Genomic DNA, 24,135 nt, shown 5'->3' on the forward strand with positions numbered 1-24,135 from the left:
TTGGTGGAGGGGGACGTGGCGGTATTCGACTTCGATTCGCAGAGCGGGACCTATGGGCCGTCAGCGCTGGCGTCCGGTCCGTTTGTCGGCCTGCAGGGCGGCGCGGTGGCGGGCTTGCTGACGGCCGAGATCGAGGCCCAGGCTGCGGCGCAGGGGTGGGGCAGTGCCGTCAGTGCCGCAGCCTGGTTCTTCCGACCGACACCGAAAGCGCGTCTGCGCACGCAGGTCGCTGTCGTGCGTGCCGGCGGGCGCGTTGCCGTGGTCGACAATACGCTGTGGCCGGACGGCGAGGCCGAGCCGTGCGCGACTGTCCGGGTGACGCTGGCGCGCGAGCGGGCCATCGCCGTGCCGGCCTTCGGCGGCGATGCGTTTCGCGATGTCGATCCGGCACAACTGCCGTTGCGCACGACGAGGGCGCCGCATGGCGGCCCCTGGTTCATGGATGCGATGGAAGTCCGCAGTGGCGACGGTGTCGCCTGGTTCCGCTTGACCGTGGACGTGGTCGAGGGCGCGGGCCCGCTGGCGCGGGTGCTGGGGCCGGCGGACTGGGCTCATGGCATCGCGAGGCCGCTGTCGAACGTCCTGGCCGATCCCAATCCCAACCTGACGGTCCACCTGTTCCGGCCGCCGCGTGGCGACTGGATCGGGGTCCAGCCGACCACCCGCTGGGAGCCGGCGCGCGGCCTGGGTATGGGGCGCGGTGCGCTGTTGGATGTCGAGGGGGAAATCGGCTGTGTCTCCATGGCCGTGGCGCTGATGCCGCTGCCCAAGCCGGTGCCGGCGGAGGCATGACAGGCGGCGATGCTTGTCGGCGTTAGGGCCTTCAGGCACGGTCGTTGCCGATGGAGAGGTAGCGACCATGAGCGATTGGGATCCGACCCAGTATCTGAAATTCGCCGGTGAGCGGCTGCGGCCGGCGCTGGATCTGCTGGCGCGCATTCCGGCCGCGGCGCCTGCCACCGTCGTAGATTTGGGATGCGGCGCGGGCAATCTGGCGCCCTTGTTCCAGCAGCGCTGGCCGCAGGCGAAGCTCATCGGCGTCGACTCCTCGCCGCAGATGCTGGCCAAGGCGCGCGCCGACTATCCGCAGGCCAGCTTCGTACAGGCCGATTTCGCGACATGGCGACCGGATCGGTCCGTCGATGTGCTCTACAGCAACGCGGCACTGCATTGGCTGGACGGCCACGACACGCTGTTTCCGGCATTGCTCGAGACCGTGGCGCCCGGCGGCTGGATGGCGGTCCAGATGCCACGCAATTTCGCTGCACCGTCACACACCTGCGTCATCGAAACGATCGAGCAGGGACCGTGGCGGGCAGCGCTGGAGCCGCTGCTGCGGCGCCGGCCGGTCGGCGCGCCACAGGACTATTGGCGGCTCCTGGAGGGCCGGGCCGCCTCGCTCGACATCTGTGAGATCGAGTATCTGCAGGTGCTGAAGGGCGAGAACCCCGTGGCCGAGTTCGTGAAGGGTTCGTGGCTCAAGCAGTTCCTCGACCGGCTGCAGGAGCCCGAACGCGGCGCCTTCGAGGCCGACTACCGGGCGCGCGTGCGGGCGGCCTATCCACCGGAGGCCGGCGGCAGCACGCTGTTTCCCTTCCGCCGGCTTTTCATATTGGCGCAGCGTCGTCAGTGAGGGTGGGGCCCTCGTCATCCCGAGCGCAGCGAGGGATCTCCTGCGAGCGGCGTGCTGTGCGTCTTACGCAGGAGATCCCTCGCTGCGCTCGGGATGACTCTGGCTGCGGCGGCCGTGACCGCCCCGGTTGACCGTGGTGCCACTATTACTCCGCTGCCACCGGTCGCGGCAGGGGCAAGTCGGTGGTGCGCTCGGCGTCGTACATGTAGTCGCGGGTCAGCGGCACGCTGTCGACACGCTTGGCGATCTGGATCTGGAAGACCATCTGGTTCATGTGACGGAAACTCATCTCGCACGCGGCGAGGTAGAATTCCCACATGCGGCAGAAGCGGTCATCGAGGCCGGCCAGCCGTTTGACCTCCTCGCGGTTCTGCATGAAGCGGTCACGCCAGTGCCGCAGCGTCTCGGCGTAGTGCAGCCGCAGGATCTCGATATCCGTGACCCATAGGCCCACGCGCTCGATCGACGCCAGCACCTCCGACAGGGCGGGTGTATAGCCGCCCGGGAAGATGTACTTGCGGATCCACGGGTTGGTGCCGCCGGGTGGCTCCATGCGGCCGATGGCGTGCAGTACCATGACACCGTCATCACTCAGTAGATCACGCACCTTGCTGAAGTATTCGTCGTAATGGACGGCGCCGACATGTTCGAACATGCCGACCGACACGATGCGATCGTAGCGTTCCGTCTCCAGACGGTAGTCCTGCAGCTTGAAGTTGACGCGCGTGCCTTGTCCTTCGGTCGCGGCGCGCTGCGTGGAGACGGCATGTTGCTCGCTGGAGAGCGTGACGCCGGTGACGTCGGCGCCGCTCTCGCGCGCGATGTAGAGGCCCAGACCGCCCCAGCCCGAGCCGATGTCGAGCACCTTGTGATTCGGCTCGACTCGGAGCTTGGCCAGGATGTGGCGCTTCTTGGCCGCCTGAGCCACCTCGAGAGTAGCGTCGGAATTGGGGAAGTAGGCACAGGAGTATTGTCGGTCGCGGTCGAGGAAGAGGGCGTAGAGCGCGCCGTTGAGGTCGTAGTGGTGCGCGACGTTGCGTTGGGCGCGGCCAATGGGATTGCTCTGCTGAATCCAGCGCGTGAATCGCTGCACGCGGAAGGACCAGGCCAGCCACCAGGAGCGCTCCATCGTTGCCATGTTGCGGCCGAGCAGGTCGAGAAACTCGACCAGGCGGCCGTCATCAATCGTGAGCGTGCCGTCCATGTACGCTTCGCCGATGGCCAGGCGCGGACTGAGAGCCAGCCGCCAGGGCGTCACATGGTCACGAAAGCGGACCGTGACGTCCGGTCCGGATTGACTGCCTTCGACGCGATGTGGCTGCCCCGCGGCGTCGACGAGTGTCAACGTCCCGGTGCGCACCAGCCTCCGCAGGATTTTCGCCAGCAGCATCCCAATCCCCGCCGCTGTCGTCGGGCCAGGGAAAGCATTGCCACCCGACGACGCGTACCAGTTAATGTCTCACTGCTAAATTTAGGAACGCAGTGGTGATTCTGTAAAGCCCTTCGCGGCTTTTATCAGACCACCTATGCCAGACACGCAGCCGCTGCCCTCAGGGGGGCGAGGATGGCTCGGCGCGGCGCTGATGGATGGCTGCGAGGTCGTCTGGCTCCAATGAAAAGCGCAGTTGAAACAACTCCGGGGATGCCAGCACCTCGAGGTGCTCGATAGGGTGGCCTTCGGCGTCGTTGAGTACGCGGATGGTGCGCAGGAGCGGCGAGCCGATCTTGACGTTCAGGCGCTGGCTGATCAGCGGCGTGGCGAGCGTGGCGCTGACTGTCTGGTGGCCGGAATGCAGCCGCACGCCGGCCCGATGGATCAGGTCGAACAGCGACATCCGCTCCATGTCGGCCCGACCGAAGGTAGCGCTCACCCGCTCGGCGACGAACGTGGTGAGATGCACGAAGGGCTCGCCGTTCTGCAGGCGCACGCGCACGGCGCGCTGCAGTGTTTGCGTCTCCTCCAGGCCGAAGAGTGCGCGCACGTCCGGCGGCGGCGCCTCGTGGCTGAACTCGATCACCCGTACATCCGTCGTGGCGCCCAGCCGGGTGATCTGCTCGATAATGCTGTAGATTGGCACGTGAATCGGCGAGGAGGGGGCGTCGCGGCGGATGTAGGTGCCCTTGCCCTGGCGCCGTTCGATCAGGTTTGCACGCTCCAACGTGTCGAGCGCCCGGCGAATGGTGATCCGTGACACGCCGAACTGGGTCGACAGCGCATCCTCGGTCGGCAGCATCTCGCCCGGCCGGTAGCGGCCCGACCGCAGCGTGTCGCGCAGGATCAGGTAGACCTGGTGATGCAGCGGCGAGCCCTGGACGCGCGCCAGGGCGATCGTCCCATCAGGCGGTGTTTCAGAATCGGGCATGGAGGCGTCGGTCCAGCGTCAGCATGACCGTGTTCATGGCGACGGAAAACAGCGTGATCAAGAGGGCAATGGCCATGATCGTCTTCACGTCGTGCAGGTCGATCGCCGTCATCAGCAGGAATCCCAGCCCGCGCTGGGAGGCGAACAGCTCGCCCAGCATGGTTCCCAGCAGTGTCAGCGCCGCACCCACCCGCAGGCCCGAGAAGATCTCGGGCACCGTGGCGGGGATGATGACGTGGCGCACGGTCTGCAGCGGCGTCAGCGACATCGTGCGCGCCGTGCGCAGCCAGGTGCGGTTGATCTGGCGCACGGCATTCAAGGAGAAGATGACGATCGGGATGATGCCATGCAGGGCGCCGAATGCGATCTTGGCCTGGATGCCGAGGCCGAATGCCAGCAGGATCACCGGATATAGTGTCACCTTGGGGATCGAGTACAGCGCCACGAAGATCGGCTCGGCCACGTCACCGGTCAGTCGGTGCGCGCCCAGCAACACGCCGAAGCCGACACCACCCAGCACCGCAATGGCCAGCGCCGCGAGATAGGCGGTGATCGTTTCGCGCAGATGCGGCCAGAAGCGTGCCTGTCCCATCATGTCGATGGCATGTTGCACGGTGGCCAGCGGCGACGTCATGAGGTTGTCGCCGCCGACCAGGTTGATCGCCTGCCAGACCGCCAGGATGGCGATCAGGACCAGGATGCTGTCGCGCCCTCTTGCCGCGATGGTCATGTCTGCCCCCTCATCGCGCACCGCGGCGCTGGGCCAGGCGCCGCTCCCACAGCAACACCATCGTATTCACCACCACCATGAAGCCGATCACGAAGACGATCAGTCCGTACATGCGGCGATTGTCGAAATTGTCATAGGCGTAGGCGATGGCATGGCCGACACCCGCCGTCGACAGGATGAATTCGCCGGCGATGACGCCGATGAAGGCATAGGACAACGCCAGCTTCACACCGGACAGCAAATGCGGCATCGCCGCCGGCAGACGCACCAGCACCATCTCCTGCAGCGGCGAGAGGCGATGGACACGGGCGGTGCGCATCAGCACGCGCGGCACGCGGTCGAGCCCGGTCAAGGTTGCGATGATCATCGCCACGATGCCGAAAGCGGTCGCCAGCACGATCAGCGGCCCGATACCGAGCCCGAAGACGACGATCAGCAGCGGATAGAATGCCACATGCGGGATGGCGTAGTAGGCAGCCAGCAACGGGTCGAGCGCGGCGCGCAGTCGCGGCGAAAGGTGGATCAGGAAGCCCAGAACGAAGCCGCCGGCGACGGCCAGCGACGCGGCAATTGCCACGGCGGTGAACGTCAGGCGAATGTCCGTGGCGATCTCGCCCGACGTCAAGGCTTCGACCATCGCGCGCAGCATCTCGCTGGGGGCAATGATCGCTGTGGCGGGCAGGGCACCCAGGCGGCAGGCAGCCTCCAGGCCGCCCACCATGATCGCCACCACCACAAGCCGGATCCACCCAGCGCCGCTCATTGAGCGGCGCTCATCAGCGGATCTGCCGATTGCGCGGCGGCCGGCACCTGTTGGCCCAGCGCCCGCAGCGATTCGGGCCGCAAATATGACCACAGCCGCGAGCTGACGGCGCCGAAGCGCGGGTCCTCGGCCAGCGTGGAATCGCGGTCGCGGCTCCAGCCGGTCTCGACGATGGCGATAAAGCGCCCGGGCCGGGCACTCATCACGCCGATGCGGTCCGACAGCAGGTTGGCTTCGTCGAGCGCATGGGTGATCAGCATCACGGTAGCGCCGGTCTCGCGCCACAGGCGCAAGAGCTCATCGCCCATCAGCAGACGCGTCTGTTGATCGAGAGCCCCGAACGGCTCGTCGAGCAGGATCAGCCGCGGCTGCATCACCAAGGTGCGCGCGATGCAGACACGCTGGCGCATGCCGCCGGAGAGCTGTGCCGGATAGGCCTGGGCAAAGGCCAGCAAGCCCATGAAACCCAGCGCATAGTCGACCCGGCGGCGGATCTCTGCCGGATCGGTGCCACGCCGGCGCAGGCCGAAGGCGACGTTGTCCCCGACCGTAAGCCAGGGGAACGATGCGTCTTCCTGGAACACCACGCCGATACCGTCAGGCACGTTGTCGCCCAGAGCCTTGCCTTCAAAAGAGGCCTGTCCGTCCGACGGTGGCGCGAGCCCGCTCAGCACATCCAGCAGCGTGGACTTGCCGCAGCCCGAAGGGCCCACGACGCTGAAGAACTCGCCATGCCGTAATTCCAGGTCGAGCGGTCCCAGAGCGTGGACGGGCTGCTGCCCGGCGCGCGCCGGGTAGACCCGTGTCACGCCGGCCAGGGCTGCGTGCACCGATGTGCGATCGATGGTCATCGTCACTGCCCGCGTTAGCGCATGGCCTTGAGATCGGGCGGCACGAAGCGGTCGTCGACGGCCGTCTTCCAGTCGATCGGCAGTGCCAGCGCACCCACCGAAGCCAGCGCCTCCGACATGTTGTTCATACCCTCGAAGTCGAGCCGGCCGGGATTCCACCATGTCGGCGTCTGCGCCTTGGCGTTGGCCATGGCGGCTGTCGCGATGTCGAGCGGCATGTTGTAGGCCTTGGCGAGGATCTTCGCGGTCTCCTCGGGGTTGGCGTACAGGAACTCCACGCCACGCCGACGCGCCTTGATCAGCGCCGCCAGTTCCTTGCCGCGTTTCTCGATGGTCTCGATGGTGGCGACGCCCACGGTCTGGGTGTAGCGCGGCACGTCCTTGCCGAACCAGGGCAGGGGCTTGTACTTCGCACCGTCCTTCATCTTGGTCGAGAAGATCGGCTCGGGGATGATGGCGACATCGACCTTGTCGTGTTCCAGCGCCGTGATGCCGGCGCCGATGTCGCCGGCGGCGATCAGCTTGGCGTCCGATGCCTTGAGCCCATGCGACTTCAGGGCTGCAATCACGCCGCTCTCCGACACCGATTTGGGGCGGCTGTAGGCGAAGCGCTTGCCCTTCAGGTCCTCGGGCTTGTCGATCTTCTCGCCCTCGCGTGTGATGTAGATGCCGCTGGAGCCGTCGGTGCCGGCATTGATGATGCGGATCGGAAAGCCTTCCTTGATCGCCGCCAGCGCGGCCGGCAGCGCGACCTCGGCGTAGAGCGTCTCGCCCGCCATCAGGTTGCGCACGCTGGTGCCGCCGCCCTTGGACGACAGGATGCCCGAGAGGTCGACGCCCTCTTCCTTGAAGTAGCCCTTCGCCTGCGCGATCGCGTAGGGCACGCCGTACAGCAATGCCGACCAGTGGGTGACCACGATCTCCGAGGCAGCGCGCGTGGGGGCCGCCGCCAGCATCGAGGCTGCACCCGCCAGCAGGGCCGTCCGCACGAATTTTCCGAGCCTGGAGCACTTCATGCCCTCATTCCTCCCATCTGGTTTGTTGACAAGTCATGTTGTTATCATCTTATGATGACATGTACAACAATTGCGGATCGGCAAGGAAAATTGTCATGGCCAAATCCAAGCAAGCGTCGCTGCGCAGTGTTCTGTCGTCGGGCCAGTTCGTGCTCGCGCCGGGTGTGTTCGACATGATCACCGCGCGCATTGCCGATGCGATGGGCTTTCCCGCCCTCTACATGACCGGCTATGGCGTCACCGCCTCGTACCTGGGCCTGCCCGACGCGGGGCTCGCGACCTACACCGACATGGTGGGGCGGGTGCGTACCATTTGCGAGGGCACCCGCACGCCGCTGATCGCCGATGCCGACACCGGCTACGGCGGCCTGGTGAACGTGCGCCACACCGTACGAGGCTACGAGCGGGCCGGCGCCCAGGGCATCCAGATCGAGGATCAGGAGATGCCCAAGAAGTGCGGCCACACGCCGGGCCGGCGCGTCATCGCGGCCGAGGAGATGGTGCTGAAGATCAGGGTCGCCATCGACAGCCGCGACAGCGAGGACACGCTGATCATCGCGCGCACCGATGCCCGCACCACGCTGGGCCTCGATGAAGCGCTGCGCCGCGCCGAGGCTTATGCGCGTGCCGGCGCTGACGTGATCTTCGTCGAATCGCCCGAGAGCGAGGATGAACTCGTGCGTATCGGCAAGGCCATCGACAAGCCGCTGCTGGCCAACATGGTGCAGTTCGGCCGCACGCCCGTCGTGCCGGCCGACAAGCTGAAGGCGATGGGTTTCTCGATCGCGATCTATCCCGGCCTGGCGCTGGGCGCTGTTGCAGAGGCCGCGCGGCGCACCTTCGTGCACCTCAAGGAGACGGGCTCCAGCCTCGGCATCGACGTGCCGCTCTACGAGACCAAGGTATCGGGCCAGAACCTGCACGAACTGATGGGCTTCCCCGACATCTGGGCGTTCGAGAAACAGTGGCAGCTACCGGCCCCCAAGGCGGCGGAGTAGCTGGGAGCGCGGGCGTCCCGCCCGCATTCGCCCGTAGCGACGGCGGAGGGCGAAACTTCGATGGTCGGCGCTGCCGCGCCGATGCGGGCGAGACGCCCGCGCTCCCAGCACACAACATCAAACGAGAGAGGAAGCGATGGGCGGACAAACGCTGTTCGACAAGATCTGGGCGCAGCACGTCGTGGCCGATCTCGGCAACGACACCGCGCTGCTGCATATCGACCGGCACATCATGCACGACCTCGGTGGGCCGCGCGGCCTCGCCGACGTGTTGGCCAAGGGCTATCGCGTGCGCAATCCCGAGCTGGTGTTCGCCACGCCCGATCATGCCGTGTCGAGCGCGCCGGACCGTACCGAGGACACCAATCCCACGGGCGGCAAATTCCTGCGCGACCTGCGTCGGTATGCGGCGCAGACCGGCGTCCGCCTGTTCGATCTCGGCCAGGAGGGGCAGGGCATCGTGCATGTCGTGGGTCCGGAGATGGGCATCAGCCTGCCGGGCGCCACGATTGTCTGCGGTGACTCGCATACCTGCACGCATGGCGGGTTGGGCGCGCTCGCCTTCGGCATCGGCTCGTCCGAACTGGTGCACGTGCTGGCGACGCAAACCCTGGTGCAGCGCAAGCCGCGGCGCATGCGTGTGCGCTTCGAGGGCACGCCGCAAGCCGGTGTCACGCCCAAGGACATGATCCTGTTCCTGATCGGCCGCATCGGTGCGGCCGCCGGCACCGGATTTGCCGTGGAGTATGCCGGCTCGGCGATCCGCGCACTGCCGCTGGAGGGCCGCCTCACCATCTGCAACCTGTCGATCGAGCTCGGCGCCAAGATGGGCATGGTGGCGCCCGACGACACGACCTTCGGCTATCTGCACGGCCGCCCCTTCGCGCCGCGCGACGCGATGTGGGAGCGCGCCGTGGCCTTCTGGCGCACGCTGCCCAGCGACACGGATGCATCGTTCGACGTCGAGCACGAGATCGATGCCGCCGCCATCGCGCCCCAGATCACGTGGGGCACCAGCCCGCAGGACGTGATCGCGATCGGCGACAGGATTCCCGATCCGGACAAGGCCGCCGATCCCGACCGTCGCAAGGCGATGGCGGCGGCGCTCGACTACATGGGCCTGCTACCCGGCGCGGCGATCGAAGGCACCAAGGTCGACTGGGTGTTCATCGGGTCCTGTACCAACTCGCGCCTGTCGGACCTGCGCGCCGCCGCGGCGGTCGCCAAGGGCCGCAAGGTTGCATCCGGCGTCAATGCCTGGGTGGTGCCGGGCTCGGAGATCGTGCGCCGCGATGCCGAGCGCGAGGGACTGCACGAAATCTTCCGCGCCGCCGGCTTCCAGTGGCGCCAGCCCGGTTGCTCGATGTGCGTCGCCGCCAACGGCGAGCAGGTGCCGCCCAAGGCACGCTCGGTATCAACCTCCAACCGCAACTTCGTCGGTCGCCAGGGACCGCTGGCGCGCACCCACCTCGCCAGCCCGGCTATGGCGGTGGCCGCCGCCGTGACCGGCACGATCGCCGACGTCCGCAAGCTGGGAGCGTGATATGGACAAATTCACCACGCTCACGTCCCCGGCGGCCGTTCTGCTGCGGCAGAACATCGACACCGACATCATCGTGCGTATCGAGCGTCTGATCACGCTCGGCCGCACCGAGCTGGGGCCGTACTGTTTCGAGGCGCTGCGCTATCGCGAGGATGGCGGCGACGATCCGGCGTTCTTCCTCAATGATCCCGCCTGCAAGGGCGCGCGCATCCTGTTGGCGGGCCGCAATTTCGGCTGCGGCAGTTCGCGCGAAGGTGCGGTGTGGGCACTGATGTGCGTCGGCATCCGCTGCGTGATTGCGCCCAGCTTCGGCGACATCTTCTTCAACAACTGCTTCCAGAACGGCGTTCTGCCGGTCGTGTTGCCGGCCGACAAGATCGAGGCATTGGCTGACGTCGTTCGGCGCGATCAGCAGGCACACCCGGTGACCGTCGATCTTGAACACCAAGCCGTGCGGGCCGCCGACGTGGCGATCGACTTCGAGGTCGACCCTGGCCGGCGTGAAGCGCTGCTCCTGGGCCTCGACGAGATCGGCGTCACGCTGCAGCGTGAGCCGGATATTGCCGCGTTCCAGGCCCGCGACCGTGCGCTGCGCCCGTGGATCTATTTCTGATTCAGACCTTCCCGGGAGCGCGGGCCTCTGGCCCGCTCATGCTTTGACCATGCGCTCTTTCGCTGGAGATGCGGGCGAGACGCCTGCACTCCCAGGACTCCACTGTGTGGGGAGGGCTTAAGGGTCGGCGGTGCTGGCCGCCAGCGTTGCGGTGCGATCGGTCTTCGGCTCGGATCGCGGTGCATAGCGGGCGAGGCTGTAGGGCTGGCCGCCGAATTCGGCCACCAGGCGCGCTGTGGCTTCCTCGATGCGGTCTTCAAGCTCGCGCATGAAGGTATCCTTGTCGGCCGAGGGCGCCAGTGGCGGCAGGAATTCGACGGCAGCCTTGCCCGGCGTCTTCCAGAAGCTCCAGCGTTCCCACAGGCGGCCGACGCAGGTGGCGACCGGCGTGACCGGCAGGTCCAGATCACGCGACATGTAGTAGATGCCGGTGCGATAGCGCTCCTTCTCGCCGATCGGCATGAGATGGCCCTCGGGGTAGATCGTGAGCACGCGGCGTGCCTCGATGGCGCGGCGCGCGAACGTCGCGAGGTTGCGCCGCTCGCGCTCGCCGCCGCAGGTGTCGACGCGGATCATATCAAGCCGATAGAGGATCGCGCCGATCAGCGGCCAGGAGAACAGCTCCTTCATGGCGACGAAGGCGATGCCGGGAATGAGCGCCGCCATGATCGTGCCGTCGCATTCGCTCTGGTGCTTGCTGGCGATCAGGGCCGGTCCGTCGACGGGCAGGTACTGGCGGCCGCGCACCTCGACGCTCATGCCGCCAATGGCGCGCATGGCCCACATCGTGAGGCGCGCCCAGTTGTGCAGGATCCAACGCAGCGGTCGTGGCGAGGGGATGGGCACGACGATCAGGGCGGCGAGGACGGTCAGCCCGGTGCTGGTCCAGTAGAACAGATTGAACGCCAATGAACGGAGGCGGGCCATGGGGTCCTTCAAGGCTGCGGCAGCCGTGCCGACTGTGCGTGTGCCGGTACGTCCCGTCGAGCCGGGTTGTGGTCAGTTCAATTTAGCGAGTAGTCACTCATAAAACAAGATGACGCTATAGTCATATTTTTACCAGATCGAAATCCGTTTGATTACAACTGCTTGGACCGTGCGAGCGCAACGAACTGTGCCGGTGTCAGGTCTTCGGCACGTGCCGTCTCAGCAATGCCGCAGGCAGCGAGAGCGACCTCAGGCTGAGCGAAGGCGGCCCGCAAGCTGGTCCGCAGCATCTTGCGGCGCTGGCCGAAGGCAGCTGCGGTCACCAGCTCCAGCGCCCGCAGGTCGACGGCCTGTCCCGCCGCGGCCAGGGGGACCAGACGGGCCACGGTCGATACCACCTTGGGCGGCGGCACAAAGGCTGTTGGTGCGATATCGAACAGCCGCGAGGCACCGCAGACGACCTGGGTCAGGACAGAGAGGCGGCCATAGTCCTTGGTGCGCGGCTGGGCGACGAGCCGGTCGACGACTTCCTTCTGGAACATCAGGGTCATCGATTCCAGCGCCGGCGCTGCGTGCAGCCAGCGTATCAGCAACGCGGTCGAAATATTGTACGGCAGGTTGGCCACGATCCGCCGCGGCGGCGGACCCAGCGCGGCGATGTCGACGGCAAGCGCATCAGCCTCGATCACGTCGAGGCGATCGGGATAAGCCACCGCCAACTCGCGGACCGCGGCAACGGCACGCGGATCGCGTTCGATGCACACCATGCGCTGTGCGCCCTGGCGCAACAGTGAGCGCGTCAGGCCGCCGGGACCGGGGCCGACCTCGATGGTGGTGCCGGTCGACAGATCGCCGGCGGCGCGGGCGATGCGGTCGGTGAGGTTGAGGTCGAGCAGGAAGTGCTGGCCCAGCGACCGGCGTGCCGCCAGCTCATGGCGCGCGATCACCTCGCGCAGCGGGGGCAGGGTTGTCATATCTCCATGCCCGCATCGGCGCGAAGCGCCGGCAGCTCAAGGTGTCGCCTTTCGCTATCGCTACGGACGAGTGCGGGCGTGGACGCCCGCGGTCCAGAAGAAGGCGCCATCACGCCGCGATCGCGCGAAGGGCCCTGCGGTGCGCCATGTCAGCGGCCATGTCGAGCGCCGCCAGCAGGCTGCTCGGGTCGGCGGCGCCGGTGCCGGCGATATCCAGCGCGGTACCGTGGTCGGGCGAGGTGCGGATGAACGGCAGGCCCAGCGTGACATTGACGCCGCCGGCGAAATCGATGGTCTTGATCGGGATCAGGGCCTGATCGTGATACATGCACAGCGCCAGGTCATAGCGAGCGCGGGCGGCCTCGTGGAACATCGTGTCGGGCGGCAGTGGACCGGTCGCGTCGATGCCGGCGGCGCGCAACGCCGCCACCGCCGGGGCCACGATGTCCGCGTCCTCGTCGCCCATGGTCCTGCCTTCGCCGGCATGCGGGTTGAGGCCGGCGACGGCCAGCCGGGGGGCCTCGAGGCCGAAATCGCGCCGCATCGCATCGGCGGCAATGCGTCCTGCCTGCACGATCAGGTCGGTGCTGAGGATGTCCAGCGCCCGGCGCAGGGCGACGTGGATCGTGACCGGTACGACGCGCAAGGTGCGGCAAGCCAGCATCATCACGACGTCGGCCGGCCGGCCGGGCGCGCCACCCAGCGCCGCCAGGAACTCGGTATGGCCGGGATGGGGAAAGCCGGCTGCCTGCAGCGTCTTCTTCTGGATAGGGTTGGTCACCACGGCGCTGGCGCTGCCGTCGCGGGCCAGCCGCGCCGCACGCTCGATGCTGGCAATGACCGCGCCGGCATTGCGGACGTCCAGGTGACCAGGCTGATCAGGCACCGCGAGTGGCTGCGCCATCACGGGCAGTGCGTGGGCGAAGATCCCCGGGGCCTCGGCTGGCGTTGCGATCTCGACAGTGTCGACGGCCAGATCCAGCCGCTGCGCCACGCGGCGCAGCCGGTCCGGGTCATCGACAGCGAAAAAGGCCAGCGCGCCGGCCGCGCTGCGGCGTGCCTGCCACGCCTTCAAGGTCAGCTCGCCGCCGATACCGGCCGGCTCGCCCATGGTAACGGCGACCGGCGCAAGGGTCGCCGTCGGTTTCATATGCGGCAGTCTTTCCGGATGTCGATGATGGCGTTGCGGCGGACATCCCGCATGTAGCGCCGTGCGGCCGCCTCGAGCTTGGTCATCAGGATGGTTCGCTCGACGGTGTCACGGCTGGGCAGACCATTGTCACCCTCGCGCGAGCACACCGCGACGATCTGCATGGCATTGCCGGCATGATAAGGGCCAAGGCCCTGTCCGATGCCGGCGCTGCGCGCGGCGTCGCCGATCGTCGCCGGCAGGGCGGCAGGCGAGACGCCCTCGGAGTCGGCCGATGTGCAGCCCTTGGTCCGGTCGCACTGGCGACGCAAGTCGGCGCACGATTTGGACTGGCTGATGATGCCTTGCGCCAGGCCCTTCTGGCGTTCGATCTCATCAGGCGACGAGTTGGGCGGCAACGGCAGCAGCAGCTGGATCATGTTCAGTCGTACGTCACCGCCACCACCGCTCGTGTTGGCGCCGCCGCGGCCATAGGATCGTTGCGCGAGCAGCTTCAGAATGTGCCAGCCGGCCTGCGTACGGATCGGCTCGGAGACCTGGTTGACAGACATCCGGGCGATGGCAGCATCGAGCGCCGGCTCAAGAGAGCCGGGCAGGACCCAGCCGAGGTCGCCGCCGTTGGCAGCCGAGGCACCGCTGGAGAATTGCTGGACCATCGCCGGGAACGGCGCGCCACCACGCAACTGCTCCTGGATGCGCCGTGCCGTGCGCAGGCCTTCGTCGGCCTGATCGGGCTTGTCGACGGCGATGAAGATTTCCGCCACCCGGTTCTCCGATTTGCCGACGTTGCTTTTCAGCTGGCGCAGCGAGGCGTCGACTTCGGGTGCACTGACGTTGACGCCGGCGCGCACCTTGCGCAGCACGACCTTGCTCCAGGCGATCTGGGCGCGAAACGAATCAGTCAGGACCGATAGCGGAATGCCGGCCCGGGCAAGGGAGGCCTGGGCGCCGCCCGGCGGCATGCCATTGTCCTGCTCGAGCCGCGCCAGGCGCTCGGTGATCTCGCTCTGATCGACGCTGATACCGTTGCGTCGCGCATCGTCGAGTTGCAGGCGTTCGTCGATCATCTGGCGCAGCACCTGGCGCGCCATCCGCTCGCGATTATCGGCAGAGTCGGCGACGCGGCCCACCAGCAGGGAGAAGCGCACCCGCTGAGCCAGTTCGAAAGCGGTGATCGGCAGGTCGTTGACCATGGCGGCAACGCAATGACCCTGTGCCCACGTCGGCGCGGCCGTGACGCAGGTGGCGCCGACGGCGGCTAGGAGAGCGGCAAACACGCGGGGCAGGGAGAATCGATGCACGATCAGGTTCCGGTCATTGTTACAAAAATGGCCGCTCATTATAGCTTCTGGCTGCCGGGGCACGCAAATAGCGGACAGATCATGGCTAAATCGCGGTGCTTGCGAGCACTTTTCTTCACTGGGTGCGCATGCCAAGGTGCGGCAGTCTGTTGAAATCGCTGTGACGAGGGGCTGTCATGAGAATTGTGTTCGCCGAACCCGCCAAGACGCCGGCCGGTTGTGTCGCGGTTTTCGCGATCCCGGAACGGTCGCTGCTGGGATACGGCGCGGCGCTGGACAAGGCAACGCAAGGCGCGCTCAAGCGGGCGATGGCGGCCAGCCGATTCGCCGGCAAGAAGGGGCAGATCCTCAGTATCATGGCGCCCAACGGGCTTGCGGCCGACCGGGTCGTTGTTGCCGGCCTGGGGGCGGCCAAGGAAATGACGCGCCGCAGCGCTGAAGGTGTCGGCGGCGCGCTTCTGGCCGATGCCAACAACGCCGGCCAGAAGGCATTGTCGATCCTGGTCGACGCGCCGTCCGGCAGCCCGCTGCCAGCGGCTGAACTGGCGGCGCGTGTGGCGCTGGGCCTGCGGCTACGCTCCTATCGCTTCGACAAGTACCGGACCAAGGAGAAGCCCGAGCAGAAACCGACTGTGACGTCGGTGACTGTCTACGTGCCGGGCGCGGCGACGGCGCGCAAGCACTATGCGGCGTTGGAACCGATCGCCGACTCGGTGTTCCTGACCCGCGACGTCGTGAGCGAGCCACCCAATGTGGTTTACCCGGAGAGCCTGGCCAAGCGGGCCAAGGACCTCGGCAAGCTGGGCCTGAAGGTCGAGGTGCTGGGTGAGGCGCAGATGCGCCGGCTGGGCATGAATGCGCTGCTGGGCGTCGGCCAGGGCAGCCGGCGCGAATCGCAGATGGTGGTGATGCGCTGGGACGGCGGCCGGCGCGGCGAGAAACCGCTGGCCTTCATCGGCAAAGGCGTGTGTTTCGATACCGGCGGCATCTCGCTGAAGCCGGCAGGCGGCATGGGTGACATGAAATGGGACATGGCGGGCTCCGGCGCCGTCATCGGCATCATGCGTCTGCTGGCGGCGCGCAAGGCCCGCGTCAATGCGGTCGGTCTGGTCGGTCTGGTCGAGAACATGCCCGACGGCAACGCCCAGCGGCCGGGCGATGTCGTGCGCTCGATGTCGGGCCAGACCATCGAGATCACCAACACCGATGCCGAAGGCCGGCTCGTGCTGTGCGACGTCATGTGGTACGCGCAGGAGAAGTTCGATCCACGGTTGATGGTCGAGTTTTCGACCCTGACCGGCGCCATCATCGTGGCGCTGGGCCATGAGCGCGCCGGGCTGTTCAGCAACGACACGCGGCTTTCCACGCAGCTGCGCGATTCTGGCGCGAAGGTCGGCGAGAAGCTGTGGCGCATGCCGCTGGGGAGCGGTTACGACGAGGGCATCAAGTCTGATATCGCCGACATGGTGAACAGCGCCGGTCGCGAGGGCAGCTCGATCCTGGCGGCGCAGTTTCTCAAGCGCTTCGTGCAGGGCAACCGCCCCTGGGCGCACATCGATATCGCCGGCACGGCGTGGTCCAACAAGGGCGATGCAACGACCCCCAAGGGCGCCACGGCCTACGGCGTGCGGCTGATCGACCAGTTCGTGGCCGACCACTACGAACGGTGAGCGACGTTCGCTTCTATCATCTCATGCGGGGCAGCATCGAGGACGTGCTGCCCCGCATGCTCGACCTCACTTTGGAGCGTGGCAAGCGTGCCGTGGTGCTGCTGGGCTCAGCCGAGCGGGTCGAAGCCCTCAACGCCCATCTGTGGACGTTCGATCCCGGTAGCTTCCTGCCGCACGGCAGCGCACGCGACGGCCATGCGGCGCGCCATCCGATCTGGCTGACTCACGTGGACGAGAATCCCAACGCCGCCACGTACCTGTTCGTGGCCGATGGTGCGCGCAGCGAGCACGTCGCCGACTACGAGCGCGTGTCGGAGATCTTCGACGGTCGTGATGACACGGCCGTTGCCGATGCCCGCCAGCGCTGGACCGCCTACAAGAACGCCGGCCACGCCATCGAGTACTGGCAGCAGGGCGAGCGCGGCGGCTGGGAGAAGAAGGCGTAGCTCCCTCTCCCGCCGAGCGGGAGAGGGAGGGGCCCATCGCGAAGCGATGGGAGGGTGAGGGGACAAGGACGAGGCGCCGCGTATGCGGCCCCTCACCCGCCAGGCGCTACGCGCCTGGCGACCTCTCCCGCTTGCGGGAGAGGTGAACGCATCAGCGCTGTGCCGTCGCCGTTTGCTGAGTCACGCGGCCGCGCCACGCCAGGTAGGCCAGCGCAAACGGCAGCCAACCGAACCAGCGGGCGGCCTGGATGGCGTAGTCCCGCATGGAGTTGGCCTCGAGGTAGTCGACTTCGAAGTGCCAGATGTCCTCGGCCGCCTCGAAGGCCAGCAGCCACAGCAGCAGAGCCGGCAGCAGCACCACCAGCGGCTTGTGCTTGGGCTGCAGGTGGACGCTGTACCAGGGGGCGAGCGAGATGGCGAAGATCGCGGTGATCAGGATCGGCTTGGCCGTCGGATGCGCGGAAAGCCACGACTTCAGCAAGGGCTCCTGCACGATCATGCCATAGGCGGTCCAGGCCAGCACGGCGCCGCCCAGCAGCACGACGGCGGGCCAGCGCTCGACCAGGCGGATCACGAGCTGGCTGCCCCAGACGATGATCGGCACGCTGATCAACAACCCCAGCACGATCAGCAGCATGCTGCCGTGCGCGGCACCGCCGATCGCCAGCACGTTGTCGATGCCCATCACGGCGTCGGCGATGACGACCGTGCGGATCGCAGCGCCCAGCGTCTGTGCTGCCGCGACCTTGTGGTCGCCGCCGCCGCCTTCCTGCGGATCGAGCAGCTTGCGTGCGATCCAGATCAGCGCCACGCCACCAACGACGAGGAAGCCGGGGATCTTCAACAGCCAGACGACGCCTATGGCCATCACGGCGCGAACGGCGACGGCGGCGAAGGTGCCCCAGAAGATCACCTTGCGCTGGGTGTCCTTGGGCAGGTGCCGGGCGACGAGACCGATGACCAGTGCGTTATCGCCGGCGAGCACCAGGTCGATGAGAACGATGACGAGCAGCGCGGACAGGAATGCGCTGGATAGAATATCCATTTCCATGGGGAGGCCCCTTGCGAACGAGAAGTACCGCCCGCGCGTGCGGACGGCGAACAATCACGAGGTTCGCGAGGTCTCTATCGGTACTTTGCCGGCTCGCCGGCGATCGGTCGGGGTCATGGCTTTCAGAAGCAGGACACCGACCGTTGCCATGGCGGACAGCGCGATTGCCAGTCCGCCGGCGGCGAGAATGAGCTCCAGCAGGCTCCAATGCCGAAGCCCGAGCGACGCGAGGAACTCCAGTGTCACGTCGCTGGCCAGGAACTCGGCCTCGAGGGTGGCGAGTTCCCAGGTCTCGCTGAAAATGCTCAACAGCATCATCACCACCACGCACGCGACAAACAATTGTCCGCTGCGCGACGTATCGCGAACGGGGTTCTTGCGCGCGTGGTGAGCCAGCAACATGGGCCCAAAATGAGGCTCACCGCTGCCGGTTGCAAGCGAAACCGGACATCGGATCCTCCCCGCAAGGCGTGGTTTTGGGGAGGATCGGTGCGTCAGACCGTCGCGATGGCGTTGGCGGGCGAGCCGACGGCACCAGGCAGACGCAAGGGCGGTGCAGTCAGCAGGAAACGCGAGCGCTGGTGCTGGCGTAGCCACAGGGCCAGTTCGTACAAGTACCACATCTCGCCCAGATTGACGCCAAGCTTGAACAGGCAATGATGGTGCAGCGGTAGCAGCGGCTGCTCGCCGGATCCGGCATCGCGGGCCGGCACGGCCTCGACCCCGTAATTGTCGGCGATCAGCGAGGCGATCTGGCTGTCGGTGATCCATTGCAGCAGGCGCTGGTCGCGTCCGTCCAGCACGGCGCACATGGCGTGCACTTTCTGGGGGTCGGGTTTACCGCCCATTTCGACCAGCATCGTGGCAAAACCGGTGTGCAGCAGCAGCATGTCGCCCGGTTCGACCACGACCTTGTCGGCAGTGATGATCTTCATCAGCTGGTCGTAGCCCACGAAGGTGTGGTCGCGCCCGAGATGCTTCTCGAGGTCGACAAGGACACCGCGACCCTGGATCGGCTTCTCGGCCATGTTCTCGACGCCCAGCTTGTGGGCGTAGCTTAGGTGACCGCAGCCGTCACGGCCGGCGTCGGGCTGCGGTCCGACGACGTCGGTGCCGGCCCGGTAGCCGTTGTAGTAGACCGCCTGCGGCTTGCCGTTGCCTTCGACGTCGAACTGGCTGCCGACATGGGCCAGAGTATCCCACTGGGTCGAGTATTGCAGCGTCAGCATCACGCGGTCGTCGGACACGACGTCCTGGTGGCGCGGATCGAGCTTGCCGGTAAGGAAGTTGAACCGCCAGCCGTTCTCGTCGCCGGTCGGCGACAGCACTGGTGGCAGGCGGCGCGGATTCAGCACGTTGCCGCCGGGCAGATCCAGCGGCAGGCTGAGGCAGAACGTGCGGCCTTCCTTCACTTCGGCGATGCCCTGCAGCACCTTCTGGGGGGTCAGCAGATTGAGGCGTCCCAGCTGATCATCCTCGCCCCAATCGCCCCACGTCGAACCCTCGGGGCGCTGCGTCCAGCGTTTCATCCATCTCCTCCATTGCCGTGACGGCGCATGTTGGTCGGACGCTCCGCGCAAGGTCCAGCGCTTTGCGCGTCAGCCTGACGCGCGTGTGACGCAGAGTTGAATGAACGCGATTGGAAGGTGAGGGCTCGTCCGGCGTTAATGCGGCGACTTGGGGGTACCAGGAGGATACATGATACGCCGCAGGGTTTGCTGCGCACTGGCAACGATGATCACGCTCGGAGCGCCGCTGGGCGCGCAGGCCCAGGACATGAGGCGGTGCGATCAGCTCGCAGCTTACTACGATCGCTATGGCGGCGGCCGCGTCAGCGAAGGTCGCATGCCGGTTGGGCGCATCGAACGCGAACTTGGCTACGAAGCCTGTCGTAAGGGTGACTTCGCTGGCGGCGTGAGGCTGCTGGAAGAAGCGATCCGCCGGACCGGCTACAACGTGCCACCGGCTTGATCGGACCGATCAAAGCCAGACTCTCCCCAGCCGGTGTGGGGAGAGCCTGAAGAATGTCACGCCGCCAGGCTGGTGCGGCGCGCGATTTCAGCATCGATGCGCGCCGCGAGCCCGGCACTGACCTCGGTCATCGGCAAACGCACCTCCGGGCTGTGCAACAGGCCGGCCCGCCAGAGCCAATGCTTGATGGGGGCCGGGCTGGGTTCGGCGAACAGCAGGCGCGGCAGGTCGACCAGATCGCGCCAGACCGCCAGCGCCGCACTGTGATTGCCGCCGTGCACGGCATTGTAGACGCGCGCGAACAGCCGGGTCTCGATGTGTGCCGCGGCAAGGATGCCGCCATTGGCGCCCTGGGTGAGGGCACCATAGAAAAGAGCGTCCTCGCCTGTCAGCACGGCAAAACCCGGTGGCCGCATTCGCAGCAGGTCGAAGGACTGCGCGGCGTCGACACAGCAGTCCTTGGTGCCGATGATGTTGGGCAGCTCGGCCAGCCGCAGCATCGTCTCGGTGCTCATGTTGACGCCGGTGCGATAGGGAATGTTGTAGACCATGATCGGCTTGTCGGTATCGCGCGCCAGGGTGGCGAAGTGCCGGAACAGGCCTTCCTGCGAGGGTCTCGTGTAGTAGGGGCAGGCGATCAGGTAGCCGTCGATCGGCCATGCCGACGTATGGTCCAGCGCCTTCCCCAGCTTGCGGGTGTCGCTGCCGGACACGCCGAGAAACACCGGCAGCCTGCCCTCGATGTCACCGGCGACGATGTTGACCAACCGCGCCTGCTCGTCCTCATCGAGCGTGAGGCCCTCGCCGGTGGTGGCCGCCAGGATCAGCCCGTCGATCGGCTGCGCGGCATAGTGGCGGACCAGCCGTCGCAGTGAGGTTTCGTCCAGTTCGCCATCCCGGAACGGGGTCACCAATGGCAGCCAGACGCCCTGCGGGGTTGTCGTCGTGGGAGTGGTGGTCATGATGCGCTCTCCTTGTGAAGCCGGAGGCGCGGGGCCCAAACAAAAAACCCCGTCCGATCCGGCGGGGTCCTGTGGTTCTTGCGGTGCGCGGCGTTCAGCGCAGACGAAGTCCATCGGCCCCGGGCCACGGGGCTTTTTTCGACTTCAGGATGCACTGCACGCGCATGGCCCGACAATGCTGCGGCGCCAGCCGGATGTCAATTCTGACGTTGTCATCTGCCACCCGTCAGCGTGTGGAGGGCAGGCCCGTATTCGGTTGTGCGCGTGAGTGCGATACCTGCGATCGAAACCGTGATCGTTCGCAGTGGCGAGTCGCCCCTGGGCAGCGTCGGCGAACCCGGCACGCCGGCTGTCGCCAATGGCGATGGGGCAGCGTTTGCGGCGCTCGCCGCCGCGACTGGCGCAGGTCAGCGCCCCTTGATCGTGGCGAAAGCGGCCAAAGCCCGCTTGCGTGAGGTGTCGAGGTCGACGATCGGTTCGGGGTAGTCGCGTCCCAGAGCAATGCCGGCACGGTCAAGCGTGTCGGGGCCTGCCATCCACGGCTTGTGAATCACGGCGTCCGGCAGCGCCGCGAGTTCGGGTACGTAAGTGCGGACATAAGCACCATCGGGATCAAAGCGCTCACCCTGAAGGACTGGATTGAAGATGCGGAAATAGGGCGCGGCATCGGCACCGCTGCCGGCGATCCATTGCCAGTTGAACGCATTGTTGGCGAGATCGGCGTCCACCAGCGTATCCCAGAACCAATCCTCGCCGTGGCGCCAGTGCAGCATCAGGTTCTTCACCAGGAACGAGCCGACAATCATGCGCACTCGATTGTGCATCCATCCGGTCTGCCAGAGTTGGCGCATGCCGGCATCGACAATGGGGATGCCGGTCCGGCCACGCTGCCAAGCGTGCAGTGCGTCACGATCGTCACGCCAGGGAAATGTGTCGAACGATGCCCTCAGGTTGGCTTCCGGCAGCGTGTCGTGATGGAAGAGCAGGTGATAGGCGAATTCTCGCCAGGTGAGCTCTTTCAGAAACGTCTCGGTAGACTTGCCGATGCGATCCGCGGCCAAGTGCACGGCGTGCCAGATCTGGCGCGGCCCGATCTCACCGCTCGCCAGATAGGGCGATAACTGCGACGTACCCTCGACATCGGGCCTGTCGCGTCGGGTCGCGTAGTCGGGGAGAGCCTGATCGACGAAGTCCGTCAGCCGCTGCAGTGCGCCCTGTTCGCCTGGTTGCCAGGCGGCACGCAGGCCGCCGGCCCAGTCAGGTCGGGCTGGTGTCAGCGCCCAGTCGTCGAGTGTGTCCGATACCGGCCACGTCCGTGGACTGCCGATGGCGCGCGGAGGGGGCAGCGGGGCTTGCGGTGATGGGACGGCATGGCTGGCTTTCAGGAACGGCGTGAAAACCTTGAAGGGACCGCCGGCGCCAGTCGTCATCGTCCAAGGCTCGAACAGCAGCGTGCTGTTGAAGCTATCGGCGTCGACATCCTGCGCCTTCAAGGCGCTCTTGATCCTGGTATCGATCGCGCGGCCGTCACGGTCGTAGCGTCGGTTCCAGTAGACAGCGCGCGCTCCAGTATCGCGCACCAGCTCGGCGATGATCCGAGATGCCGGCCCGCGTCGGAGGATCAGGCGGCTTCCAAGGTGGCGCAGGCTCGCGTCGAGCGAGGCAAGACTGTGATGCAGCCACCATCGAGAAGCGCCGCCCGGTCGCCAGGCGCTCTGCTCATCGTCAAGAATGAACAGCGGCAACACGCAATCGGCACGTTCGATGGCCGCGGTGAGCGCGGGATTGTCCGCCAGGCGCAGATCACGGCGAAACCAGACGATAGCGGTGCCGGACATACGCGCCGTTCAAGATGTCGGGCAGTCGGGGCGGGGCAGTGGCTTGAAAGTCACCAGGTCGGCGCTGGCGGCGATCAGCCCGGTGTTGATCGTCAGCCGGTCGAGCAGGCCGGCTTCGTGCATCAGCAGGGTGACCGTGAACAGGGCGCGTCCGCCGGCGCGCGTGAAGCTGATTTCAACCGGCCACGTGGTGCCTGCGGGCAGTTTGGGGGCATCGGGGCGGGCCGGGCGCAGGGTATCGGCCGGTATGATGCCGCCATCGATTTGCAGGGCGTCGCCTGTCAACTCGGGGTCGAACAGCGCGAAGCTGAAGCTCGTGGCGCCACCTTTGAGCGCATCGATCACGCGCGCAAACCCCGCCACCGGCAGGGCAATGTCCGCCGGCAAGTCAACTGTGACGGGCCGCGACGGCCATATGATCGTGGCCTGGGCGCTGTTCTTGCCGACCTTCACCCGGCCGCTGAGCGATTGTTCGCGGCCGTTCTGTGCCCGGCGCAGCTGGTAGTCGAACGCACTGCCATCGCGTGGTTCGGCGCCGCGCAGCTCCGACTCCGATGTCAGGCGCAGGCTGGCCGCAAGGCCGATATCGGTCTTGATGTCCCGTTCCAGTCGCCAGACCTGGCAATCCATGCCGAGCAACTGCCGCGCTGTGCCGACCTGAGGGGCCGTCGGCGACGTGCCCAGCCGTATGGCGTAGTTGCCCTCATGCGGCAGCAGGTCGGCGGCAAGCACGGGCGGGACGGCCAGCGATGCAATGACAAGGCAGGTGAGGGCGACGATACGGGACATGGATATCCGGGCCGGAGGCAGGCGTTCCTGTCGGACACGCCGAAAGATCGTGATGCCGATTGTGGGCGATCCTGTGGCCGCGGGGGAGGGGCCGCGCATCACGATCACGTTGCCGGCCCCTCGTCGTTCGAAGACCACACTGGTCACAGGTCTGCCTTCATTGGCCACATTGTCGGCGTCGCGCCGACGATTTTGGGCGCGATTCCCCGCGCGTGATGGTCATGCTTGACGGCAACCATTCGCCGTGAGCGGCGTATATCGGGTACCTGAGGAGAGACGAACGATGGCCAGAAATAGTGTTGTTGCCCTGTCCTTTGTCGCCCTGGCGGCCGCCGCTTGCGGCGACACCTGGGGTCAGCGCGCGGTGACGGGTGGTGCCATTGGTGCCGGGTCCGGTGCCGTCGTCGGCGCTGCGACCGGCGGCAGCCCGCTGACCGGCGCCGTCGTGGGCGGTGCGATTGGTGCAGGTGTTGGCGCAGCCACCACGCCCAAGCGCCGCAATCGCGACCGCTACTACGATCGCTACGACTACGATTAATCGTGCCG

The 24,135-nt window shown here is 66.7% G+C and carries 25 protein-coding genes; 9 read left to right on the top strand and 16 right to left on the bottom strand.

All coding sequences use genetic code 11. From position 1 onward, the window contains the following. Nucleotides 1–15 precede the first annotated feature (15 nt). A complete protein-coding gene (locus FQU96_RS27890; protein WP_146544641.1) occupies nt 16–792 on the top strand; it encodes an acyl-CoA thioesterase domain-containing protein in 777 nt (258 codons plus the stop codon). Between the two features lie 67 nt (nt 793–859). Next, the gene (locus FQU96_RS27895; protein ID WP_146544642.1) at nt 860–1,633 is read left to right on the top strand and encodes a methyltransferase domain-containing protein; all 774 of its coding nucleotides are present in this window, start codon (nt 860–862) and stop codon (nt 1,631–1,633) included. A 145-nt stretch (nt 1,634–1,778) separates the two neighbouring features. Here FQU96_RS27895 and FQU96_RS27900 read toward each other — a convergent pair whose 3' ends face one another. The 6 genes from FQU96_RS27900 to FQU96_RS27925 all read right to left on the bottom strand — a co-directional run bounded on the left by FQU96_RS27900 (nt 1,779) and on the right by FQU96_RS27925 (nt 7,356). Continuing rightward, nucleotides 1,779–3,023 (bottom strand): cyclopropane-fatty-acyl-phospholipid synthase family protein, encoded by a 1,245-nt coding sequence (locus FQU96_RS27900; RefSeq protein ID WP_146544643.1) that lies wholly within the window; start codon nt 3,021–3,023, stop codon nt 1,779–1,781. Between the two features lie 160 nt (nt 3,024–3,183). Beyond that, a complete protein-coding gene (locus FQU96_RS27905) occupies nt 3,184–3,996 on the bottom strand; it encodes a GntR family transcriptional regulator (protein ID WP_146544644.1) in 813 nt (270 codons plus the stop codon). After that, nucleotides 3,983–4,726, bottom strand: coding sequence for an ABC transporter permease (locus FQU96_RS27910; protein WP_146544645.1), 744 nt, complete (start codon nt 4,724–4,726; stop codon nt 3,983–3,985). Before FQU96_RS27910 ends, FQU96_RS27905 begins: the two co-directional genes overlap by 14 nt. Nucleotides 4,727–4,736: 10 nt before the next feature. Then, entirely contained in the window at nt 4,737–5,489 is a 753-nt protein-coding gene (locus FQU96_RS27915; RefSeq protein ID WP_146544646.1) for an ABC transporter permease, read from the bottom strand. After that, nucleotides 5,486–6,340 carry an ABC transporter ATP-binding protein gene (locus tag FQU96_RS27920; protein WP_146544647.1) on the bottom strand — a complete coding sequence of 285 codons (855 nt, stop codon included), beginning with the start codon at nt 6,338–6,340 and terminating at the stop codon, nt 5,486–5,488. Before FQU96_RS27920 ends, FQU96_RS27915 begins: the two co-directional genes overlap by 4 nt. 14 nt (nt 6,341–6,354) lie before the next feature. Then, nucleotides 6,355–7,356 carry an ABC transporter substrate-binding protein gene (locus tag FQU96_RS27925; RefSeq protein WP_146544648.1) on the bottom strand — a complete coding sequence of 334 codons (1,002 nt, stop codon included), beginning with the start codon at nt 7,354–7,356 and terminating at the stop codon, nt 6,355–6,357. 95 nt (nt 7,357–7,451) lie between these two features. Between FQU96_RS27925 and FQU96_RS27930 the strand changes: the two genes are divergently transcribed. The 3 genes from FQU96_RS27930 to leuD all read left to right on the top strand — a co-directional run bounded on the left by FQU96_RS27930 (nt 7,452) and on the right by leuD (nt 10,510). Next, nucleotides 7,452–8,354, top strand: coding sequence for an oxaloacetate decarboxylase (locus tag FQU96_RS27930; RefSeq protein WP_146544649.1), 903 nt, complete (start codon nt 7,452–7,454; stop codon nt 8,352–8,354). A gap of 136 nt (nt 8,355–8,490) precedes the next feature. Then, complete coding sequence (leuC, locus tag FQU96_RS27935) at nt 8,491–9,897, top strand: 3-isopropylmalate dehydratase large subunit (RefSeq protein ID WP_146544650.1); 1,407 nt, start codon at nt 8,491–8,493, stop codon at nt 9,895–9,897. 1 nt (nt 9,898) lies between these two features. Continuing rightward, nucleotides 9,899–10,510, top strand: coding sequence for a 3-isopropylmalate dehydratase small subunit (gene leuD, locus FQU96_RS27940; RefSeq protein WP_146544651.1), 612 nt, complete (start codon nt 9,899–9,901; stop codon nt 10,508–10,510). Nucleotides 10,511–10,627: 117 nt separating this feature from the next. Here leuD and FQU96_RS27945 read toward each other — a convergent pair whose 3' ends face one another. The 4 genes from FQU96_RS27945 to FQU96_RS27960 form a co-directional block, all read right to left on the bottom strand. Then, nucleotides 10,628–11,437, bottom strand: a complete 810-nt coding sequence (locus FQU96_RS27945) for a 1-acyl-sn-glycerol-3-phosphate acyltransferase (RefSeq protein WP_146544652.1) — start codon at nt 11,435–11,437, stop codon at nt 10,628–10,630. Between the two features lie 152 nt (nt 11,438–11,589). Further along, nucleotides 11,590–12,411 (bottom strand): 16S rRNA (adenine(1518)-N(6)/adenine(1519)-N(6))-dimethyltransferase RsmA, encoded by an 822-nt coding sequence (gene rsmA, locus FQU96_RS27950; protein ID WP_146544653.1) that lies wholly within the window; start codon nt 12,409–12,411, stop codon nt 11,590–11,592. Nucleotides 12,412–12,520: 109 nt separating this feature from the next. After that, nucleotides 12,521–13,561, bottom strand: coding sequence for a 4-hydroxythreonine-4-phosphate dehydrogenase PdxA (gene pdxA / locus FQU96_RS27955; protein ID WP_146544654.1), 1,041 nt, complete (start codon nt 13,559–13,561; stop codon nt 12,521–12,523). Next, nucleotides 13,558–14,862: a peptidylprolyl isomerase gene (locus FQU96_RS27960; RefSeq protein WP_178130742.1), complete on the bottom strand. Its 1,305-nt coding sequence runs from the start codon at nt 14,860–14,862 to the stop codon at nt 13,558–13,560. Before FQU96_RS27960 ends, pdxA begins: the two co-directional genes overlap by 4 nt. Nucleotides 14,863–15,038: 176 nt before the next feature. On the opposite strand from FQU96_RS27960, the gene FQU96_RS27965 reads away from it, so the two are divergent. Together FQU96_RS27965 and FQU96_RS27970 are read left to right on the top strand one after the other, a co-directional pair. After that, nucleotides 15,039–16,532, top strand: a complete 1,494-nt coding sequence (locus tag FQU96_RS27965; protein WP_146544656.1) for a leucyl aminopeptidase — start codon at nt 15,039–15,041, stop codon at nt 16,530–16,532. Continuing rightward, nucleotides 16,529–16,978, top strand: a complete 450-nt coding sequence (locus tag FQU96_RS27970) for a DNA polymerase III subunit chi (protein WP_146544657.1) — start codon at nt 16,529–16,531, stop codon at nt 16,976–16,978. Before FQU96_RS27965 ends, FQU96_RS27970 begins: the two co-directional genes overlap by 4 nt. Before the next feature lie 151 nt (nt 16,979–17,129). Here the strand turns inward: FQU96_RS27970 and FQU96_RS27975 are convergent, their stop codons facing one another. The 3 genes from FQU96_RS27975 to FQU96_RS27985 all read right to left on the bottom strand — a co-directional run bounded on the left by FQU96_RS27975 (nt 17,130) and on the right by FQU96_RS27985 (nt 19,558). Further along, the gene (locus FQU96_RS27975; protein ID WP_146544658.1) at nt 17,130–18,029 is read right to left on the bottom strand and encodes a TerC family protein; all 900 of its coding nucleotides are present in this window, start codon (nt 18,027–18,029) and stop codon (nt 17,130–17,132) included. A gap of 54 nt (nt 18,030–18,083) precedes the next feature. Beyond that, nucleotides 18,084–18,431: a hypothetical protein gene (locus tag FQU96_RS27980; protein ID WP_146544659.1), complete on the bottom strand. Its 348-nt coding sequence runs from the start codon at nt 18,429–18,431 to the stop codon at nt 18,084–18,086. A gap of 92 nt (nt 18,432–18,523) precedes the next feature. Beyond that, a complete protein-coding gene (locus tag FQU96_RS27985) occupies nt 18,524–19,558 on the bottom strand; it encodes a cyclase family protein (protein ID WP_146544660.1) in 1,035 nt (344 codons plus the stop codon). 169 nt (nt 19,559–19,727) lie between these two features. Between FQU96_RS27985 and FQU96_RS27990 the strand changes: the two genes are divergently transcribed. Next, complete coding sequence (locus tag FQU96_RS27990; RefSeq protein WP_146544661.1) at nt 19,728–20,000, top strand: hypothetical protein; 273 nt, start codon at nt 19,728–19,730, stop codon at nt 19,998–20,000. Nucleotides 20,001–20,056: 56 nt separating this feature from the next. Here the strand turns inward: FQU96_RS27990 and dapA are convergent, their stop codons facing one another. The 3 genes from dapA to FQU96_RS28005 form a co-directional block, all read right to left on the bottom strand. Beyond that, the gene (gene dapA / locus FQU96_RS27995; protein ID WP_146544662.1) at nt 20,057–20,962 is read right to left on the bottom strand and encodes a 4-hydroxy-tetrahydrodipicolinate synthase; all 906 of its coding nucleotides are present in this window, start codon (nt 20,960–20,962) and stop codon (nt 20,057–20,059) included. 407 nt (nt 20,963–21,369) lie between these two features. Next, nucleotides 21,370–22,800: a deoxyribodipyrimidine photo-lyase gene (locus FQU96_RS28000; RefSeq protein WP_146544663.1), complete on the bottom strand. Its 1,431-nt coding sequence runs from the start codon at nt 22,798–22,800 to the stop codon at nt 21,370–21,372. 9 nt (nt 22,801–22,809) lie between these two features. Beyond that, complete coding sequence (locus FQU96_RS28005; protein ID WP_178130743.1) at nt 22,810–23,589, bottom strand: EipB family protein; 780 nt, start codon at nt 23,587–23,589, stop codon at nt 22,810–22,812. Between the two features lie 283 nt (nt 23,590–23,872). On the opposite strand from FQU96_RS28005, the gene FQU96_RS28010 reads away from it, so the two are divergent. Then, a complete protein-coding gene (locus FQU96_RS28010) occupies nt 23,873–24,127 on the top strand; it encodes a YMGG-like glycine zipper-containing protein (protein ID WP_146544665.1) in 255 nt (84 codons plus the stop codon). The last annotated feature ends 8 nt before the right edge of the window (nt 24,128–24,135 follow it).

Origin of the sequence: Reyranella sp. CPCC 100927 (genome assembly GCF_007859315.1) — a bacterium.
GTDB lineage: Bacteria > Pseudomonadota > Alphaproteobacteria > Reyranellales > Reyranellaceae > Vineibacter.

Bases quoted from the DNA above. Each gene is read 5' to 3' on its own strand.
- FQU96_RS27945 (WP_146544652.1), bottom strand. From the start codon at position 11,437: ATGGCCCGCCTCCGTTCATTGGCGTTCAATCTGTTCTACTGGACCAGC.
- FQU96_RS28005 (WP_178130743.1), bottom strand. From the start codon at position 23,589: ATGTCCCGTATCGTCGCCCTCACCTGCCTTGTCATTGCATCGCTGGCC.
- FQU96_RS28010 (WP_146544665.1), top strand. From the start codon at position 23,873: ATGGCCAGAAATAGTGTTGTTGCCCTGTCCTTTGTCGCCCTGGCGGCC.
- FQU96_RS27910 (WP_146544645.1), bottom strand. From the start codon at position 4,726: ATGACCATCGCGGCAAGAGGGCGCGACAGCATCCTGGTCCTGATCGCC.
- FQU96_RS27975 (WP_146544658.1), bottom strand. From the start codon at position 18,029: ATGGAAATGGATATTCTATCCAGCGCATTCCTGTCCGCGCTGCTCGTC.
- rsmA (WP_146544653.1), bottom strand. From the start codon at position 12,411: ATGACAACCCTGCCCCCGCTGCGCGAGGTGATCGCGCGCCATGAGCTG.
- leuD (WP_146544651.1), top strand. From the start codon at position 9,899: ATGGACAAATTCACCACGCTCACGTCCCCGGCGGCCGTTCTGCTGCGG.
- FQU96_RS27895 (WP_146544642.1), top strand. From the start codon at position 860: ATGAGCGATTGGGATCCGACCCAGTATCTGAAATTCGCCGGTGAGCGG.
- pdxA (WP_146544654.1), bottom strand. From the start codon at position 13,561: ATGAAACCGACGGCGACCCTTGCGCCGGTCGCCGTTACCATGGGCGAG.
- dapA (WP_146544662.1), bottom strand. From the start codon at position 20,962: ATGACCACCACTCCCACGACGACAACCCCGCAGGGCGTCTGGCTGCCA.
- FQU96_RS27930 (WP_146544649.1), top strand. From the start codon at position 7,452: ATGGCCAAATCCAAGCAAGCGTCGCTGCGCAGTGTTCTGTCGTCGGGC.
- FQU96_RS27925 (WP_146544648.1), bottom strand. From the start codon at position 7,356: ATGAAGTGCTCCAGGCTCGGAAAATTCGTGCGGACGGCCCTGCTGGCG.
- FQU96_RS27990 (WP_146544661.1), top strand. From the start codon at position 19,728: ATGATACGCCGCAGGGTTTGCTGCGCACTGGCAACGATGATCACGCTC.
- FQU96_RS27985 (WP_146544660.1), bottom strand. From the start codon at position 19,558: ATGAAACGCTGGACGCAGCGCCCCGAGGGTTCGACGTGGGGCGATTGG.
- FQU96_RS27905 (WP_146544644.1), bottom strand. From the start codon at position 3,996: ATGCCCGATTCTGAAACACCGCCTGATGGGACGATCGCCCTGGCGCGC.
- FQU96_RS27965 (WP_146544656.1), top strand. From the start codon at position 15,039: ATGAGAATTGTGTTCGCCGAACCCGCCAAGACGCCGGCCGGTTGTGTC.
- leuC (WP_146544650.1), top strand. From the start codon at position 8,491: ATGGGCGGACAAACGCTGTTCGACAAGATCTGGGCGCAGCACGTCGTG.
- FQU96_RS27920 (WP_146544647.1), bottom strand. From the start codon at position 6,340: ATGACCATCGATCGCACATCGGTGCACGCAGCCCTGGCCGGCGTGACA.
- FQU96_RS27900 (WP_146544643.1), bottom strand. From the start codon at position 3,023: ATGCTGCTGGCGAAAATCCTGCGGAGGCTGGTGCGCACCGGGACGTTG.
- FQU96_RS27915 (WP_146544646.1), bottom strand. From the start codon at position 5,489: ATGAGCGGCGCTGGGTGGATCCGGCTTGTGGTGGTGGCGATCATGGTG.
- FQU96_RS27980 (WP_146544659.1), bottom strand. From the start codon at position 18,431: ATGTTGCTGGCTCACCACGCGCGCAAGAACCCCGTTCGCGATACGTCG.
- FQU96_RS28000 (WP_146544663.1), bottom strand. From the start codon at position 22,800: ATGTCCGGCACCGCTATCGTCTGGTTTCGCCGTGATCTGCGCCTGGCG.